Source organism: Brevundimonas balnearis (genome assembly GCF_042434805.1).
GTDB lineage: Bacteria > Pseudomonadota > Alphaproteobacteria > Caulobacterales > Caulobacteraceae > Brevundimonas > Brevundimonas balnearis.
The window spans coordinates 1-4680 of sequence record NZ_JBHLSW010000012.1; the positions used below are offsets into that span (position 1 = coordinate 1).

A 4680-nucleotide genomic window follows, 5' to 3' on the forward strand; every position below is an offset into this window, starting at 1 on the left:
CAGCCAATACAGGTCGCTCATATCCAGACTCCTCAGGAGCCTGAATCAGATCGAACGCCTCACATCAATGGGGCCTGAGCCTAGCGTCCTCATGGGCGGCCGAGACGGGACAAGCGTCTAGGATGCGCCAGGGACGGGTCTCGAATCTCCGACGCAAACGAGACATCCAGATACTCAGGTGCGGGCTCTTCACCGGGTCCAAATGCGCCCCTTACCGCCGCCCTCGCAGGCGTCGAAGAACCGACGTCGATACTGCCGCCTTTCCCGCTACTAATGAGATTGACTTGCAGATTCGTTCGCATTAGCAAGCGCGGCGCTTTTGGTTTTGGGGGAAGTCTATGTCCGTTCGTCTCGGCCTTTTTGCGGGCGTAGCCTTGTCCGGTCTGGCTTTCGCCGCCAACGCGCAGGACGCGACCCAAGTCGATGAAGTCGTCGTCTATGGCCAGAAAAGCGACCGCGCGGGGCTGGAGGACGTGGAGGAGAGCCTGTCGATCGTGTCCGATGAGGCGATCACCCGCTCGACGGCGATCGACCTCTACGACGTGATCCGTCGCGTGCCGAACGTCGTGGAGGTCAACGGCGGACGGGGCTTCGCCATCCGCGGCGTGCAACAGGCGGGACCGAGCTATGCGGGGCAAGGCCAGACCCTGGCCACCTATGTAGACGACCTGCCGCTCACCGCGCGTCAGAACTTCGCCGGGCCGCTGGATGTGTGGGACCTCGAGCAGGTAGAAGTCTATCGCGGCCCGCAGGCCACGACCTTTGGTCGGAACGCACTCGCCGGCGCGATCTATGTCCGTACCGCCGATCCCAGCTTTGACCTCCAAGCAAAGGGGCGGGTCGAGGCATCGGAGCATGGCGGTCGCCAGCACGCGGCGGCGATTGCCGGGCCGCTGATTGCCGGACGACTTGCCGGACGCCTGAGCTATTCCAATCAGGAAACGGACGGTTTTAACACCAACACCTTCCTGAATCGGCCCGCCGACGCGCGCTCGGCCGAGACCCTGCGGGGCAAGCTGCTGTTCACGCCGTCGGACAACGTGGAGGTGCTCGCCTCGGCAACCTGGTTCGACGCCACCCGTGGCGACGACCTCATCACGCCGATCACTAATCGCGCCGAGCGCCAGATCGCCTACGACACGCCCGCGGTGCAGGGCTCCGAAGGATTGATCGGGTCACTCCGAGTCCGCTGGCGGCTCTCGGACGCGCTCGAGCTGACTTCGGTCACGGCGGCTCAGACCAGCGACTACATCCGCTTCGAAGACTTCGACGGCTCGGCGGCGCCGATCGCCACCCTGGACCGCACGGGCGAAGACGAGACCTTCACCCAGGAGTTCCGGCTATCGGCAGACTACGGTAGATGGCGCGGGGTGGCGGGCCTCTTCTACCTCACCAGCGACGAGAGCTATTTCGATAGGTTTCGTGTGCCGATCACCATCGTGAACCCGGCGCTGCCCCTGACCAACTTCGTCTCGCGGGAAGGCGACTTTCTCGCTTCGACTGAGACTTGGGCGGTTTTCGCCGATGGCGAGATCGATTTAACCGACCGACTGACCCTCGTCGCCGGTCTGCGGTACGACAACGAGACCTACGGCACAGACGCCTTCCAGGTGACGACCATCGAGGGCGCACTGCCGCCCGCGTTCGAGTTTCTTCGCGCCATCGTCGAGGGCACGATCGACGATAGCCTGTCGACCGACTTCGACGCCTTCTTGCCGAAACTTGGCCTGAAATACACGCTGACGCCGGCTCATACCGTCGGTGTCACGATCAGCCGCGGCTACCGCGCCGGAGGGGTGGAGAACAACATCGTCACCGGCGAGCGCAACAGCTACGACGCGGAGTATCTGACCAACTACGAGGTGTGGCTGCGCGGCTCCGGTCTGGGCAGCCTGACCTACAGCGTGAACGCCTATTTGGCGGACTGGACGGACCAGCAAGTGTCGGTGCCGGCCCTGGCGGGCAACCCTGGGCTGACGATCACCCAGAACGCCGGCGAGAGCCGCCTGTTCGGGGTCGAGGCCGAAGGCCGAGTAAGCCTGACCGACCGGCTGTCGCTGTTCGCTGCCATCGGCTACGCCGACACCGAGTTCACCGACTTCCCCAACCCTGACGGGGCGTTCGGCGGTCCGGCCAACTACAATGGCAACGCCTTCCCCTATGCGTCGAAGTGGACCGGCGCGCTTGGCGTGGATTGGGGCGGCGAAGTCGGCCCGTTCGTCAACGCCACGGCGAGTTTCCGCAGTTCGTCGTTCAACGACGTCGAAAACTTGCCCGAAAACCGAACGGACGCATCGACGGTCGTGGACGCGCGCTTCGGCTGGCGCTTCGAGCGAGCCGAACTCTCCGTTTTCGCTCGCAACCTGTTCGACGAGGAGTACGCCTCGGCCTTCAGCGCCACGCCCGGAGCCGACTACGTCCGACTGGGGGCGCCGCGCGTGGTCGGCGTCCGGATTGATGTCGCCTACTGAGGCGGGCTTCAGCGCCGTCGCGCTCGGGCTGAGCGGAGGCGGGGTCTTCCTGCTCCGGCGCGCCTGGCGGGACCGTACGCCGGCCGGGGGACGTTGGGCCCCGCTGGGCGGCGTAACCCTCGTCGCCGGGCTCATCGCCTGGATCGTCGCATTCGGCGCGGAGATCGGCGTCGCTTACTCCCTGACCTGGATCAGCCTGGTCGCCGCGCTCGCGATCGCGCCTTTCGTGGAGGTGCGCAACCGGCGCGGGAGGGCCGCGCGGGTCGGCGTGCTGGATCCTTCCGACCGACCCTCCCGGGCCTGGCGGGGGTGGATGCGCGCACTCCTGGCGGGCCCGCTCGCGGGGCTCGCCGCCATGGGCCTGGGGCTGGGATGGGCCGTGTCCGGCCCAGGCGTGGAGCCCGACCGGCTGATCCTCGGCGGCCTGATGGTGCCCCTGCTCTGGGCCGGAGGCATGGCCTGGACGCTGTCGGACCACCGCATCTTCAGGGCGCTGGCCGTCCTGGTCGGCGCGGCGGCGCTCGGTTTCGGCTTCGCCCTCGCGCCCTTGGTCCTCGGAGGCTGATGTGACCCGGCGTGGCTCCCATTGGCCCAAAATTCCCGCGCCCTTCGTACGCGCCATGCTGGCGGGCCATTCCGGGCTTGGCTTGGCCTTCGCGGCCCTCATCTATCTGGTCTGCTTCAGCGGCGTGCCCGCGGTCTTCGTCGCCGAATTGGAACAGTGGGAGCAGCCGCGCCAGCCGACGGTGACCTATGCGTCCGATGCGGCCGTCACCCGCGCAGCTGAAGAGGGTCTGGCCCGCGCCAGGGCGTTGGGCGCTGACCATTCGCTCCAGCTGTTCCTGCCGACCGAAGATGTCGCGCGCCTGCGCGTACGGGCCGTGGGTGACGATGGGACCGACCACGCCTGGTACGCCGACGAGAACGGCGCCCTGACCGAGGGGGTGTCGACCCCGTTCTCCGACTTCGTCGCACATTTCCACGCCGACCTGCACTTGCCGGAGCCGTGGGGCGCCTATCTCGTGGGCCTCACCGGTGTGGCGCTGCTGTCTTCGCTGATCTCTGGCGTGCTGTCGCACCCTCGGGTGTTTCGGGACGCCTTTCACCTTCGGTGGGGCGGCGCCAAGCGACTGCAGGAGGCGGACCTGCACAACCGCATCAGCATCTGGGGCCTGCCTTTCCACATCGCCGTGTCATTGACGGGCGCCTTCCTTGGCCTTGCCGGCCTGATCGTCACTGTATTAGCCTTCGCTGCCTATGATGGGGACGCCGGCAAGGCGGTTGAAGCGGTGCTCGGCCCTCAGCCTGGCCCCAGCGAAGCGCCGGCTCCCTTACCGGACATCGCCGCGATCCGTGCACGTGTCCTCGCCATGAGCCCGGGGGCCGAAGGACTCTTCGTCATTATCGAGCACCCGGGCACGGAGGGTCAGGTCATGACCTATGATGCGATCGCCCCCGGCCATCTCGCCGCCGCCGAACGTTATCATTTCGAGGGCGACGGGACCTTCATCCGCACGGCCGGCGGCGCGGACGGCCCCATGGGCATGCAGATTTTCGCCGCCATGTCGCCGCTGCATTTCGGAACGTTTGGCGGCCTCGCGGTCAAGATCGCCTATGGCCTCCTAGGGCTGGGCCTGTGCGTGGTCACGTCAAGCGGCGTGGCCATCTGGCTCGCGCGGCGTCGCGACAAGGGCCGCCCGGCGCCGCGTTGGGAGCGGATCTGGATCGCGACGGTCTGGAGCCAGCCTCTGGCCTACGGCGCGGTCGCGCTGGCGGTCGTCGGCTTCGGCCTATCCCCGGTGGCGGCCTGGTGGACGGCCACGGCGATCGCGGTGGTCTGGGGCGCGACGCGGCGAGACGCCGGCGACACCTCTCGCCAGCTGCGCCTAACGGGGGGTATAGCCCTGGCGATAGGCGGCCTTGTCCCCCTCCTGACGCAGGCTGCTTTCACACCAATCCCCGTGGCGGTGGGAGTGACGATCCTTGCCTTCGCCTGCGCCTTGGGTGTGTCATCGCTTGGTAAGGCAGGCAGTCCGCCGTCAAGGGAGACAGCGAACGTCTGACGCGGGAACAGACCGCTCATCGGCCCAACACTGAGGGACGCTCTGCATCCAGTGCAGATCTCGTAGGCTCAGGACTCATAGCCAGAACAGGACGGTGGCGGCGAGGGCTATGGCGGACAGGAAGACGGTCGGACAGCGATCGTAGC

3 protein-coding genes are annotated in these 4680 nt (G+C 66.9%); all 3 read left to right on the forward strand.

Annotation, left to right across the window (positions count from 1 at the left end; genetic code table 11):
* The first annotated feature begins 338 nt into the window (after window positions 1-338).
* The 3 genes from ACFFGE_RS12480 to ACFFGE_RS12490 are packed head-to-tail and all read left to right on the forward strand — an operon-like array spanning window position 339 to window position 4534.
* Window positions 339-2471 (forward strand): TonB-dependent receptor, encoded by a 2133-nt coding sequence (locus ACFFGE_RS12480; RefSeq protein WP_376836748.1) that lies wholly within the window; start codon window positions 339-341, stop codon window positions 2469-2471.
* Window positions 2458-3036, forward strand: coding sequence for a hypothetical protein (locus ACFFGE_RS12485; RefSeq protein ID WP_376836749.1), 579 nt, complete (start codon window positions 2458-2460; stop codon window positions 3034-3036). Before ACFFGE_RS12480 ends, ACFFGE_RS12485 begins: the two co-directional genes overlap by 14 nt.
* A gap of 55 nt (window positions 3037-3091) precedes the next feature.
* Window positions 3092-4534, forward strand: coding sequence for a PepSY-associated TM helix domain-containing protein (locus ACFFGE_RS12490; protein WP_376836750.1), 1443 nt, complete (start codon window positions 3092-3094; stop codon window positions 4532-4534).
* Window positions 4535-4680: the final 146 nt, after the last annotated feature.

What these genes read in the sequence shown, in the direction of transcription:
- ACFFGE_RS12480 (WP_376836748.1), top strand. Translation starts at nt 339, where the DNA reads ATGTCCGTTCGTCTCGGCCTTTTTGCGGGCGTAGCCTTGTCCGGTCTG.
- ACFFGE_RS12485 (WP_376836749.1), top strand. Translation starts at nt 2,458, where the DNA reads ATGTCGCCTACTGAGGCGGGCTTCAGCGCCGTCGCGCTCGGGCTGAGC.
- ACFFGE_RS12490 (WP_376836750.1), top strand. Translation starts at nt 3,092, where the DNA reads ATGCTGGCGGGCCATTCCGGGCTTGGCTTGGCCTTCGCGGCCCTCATC.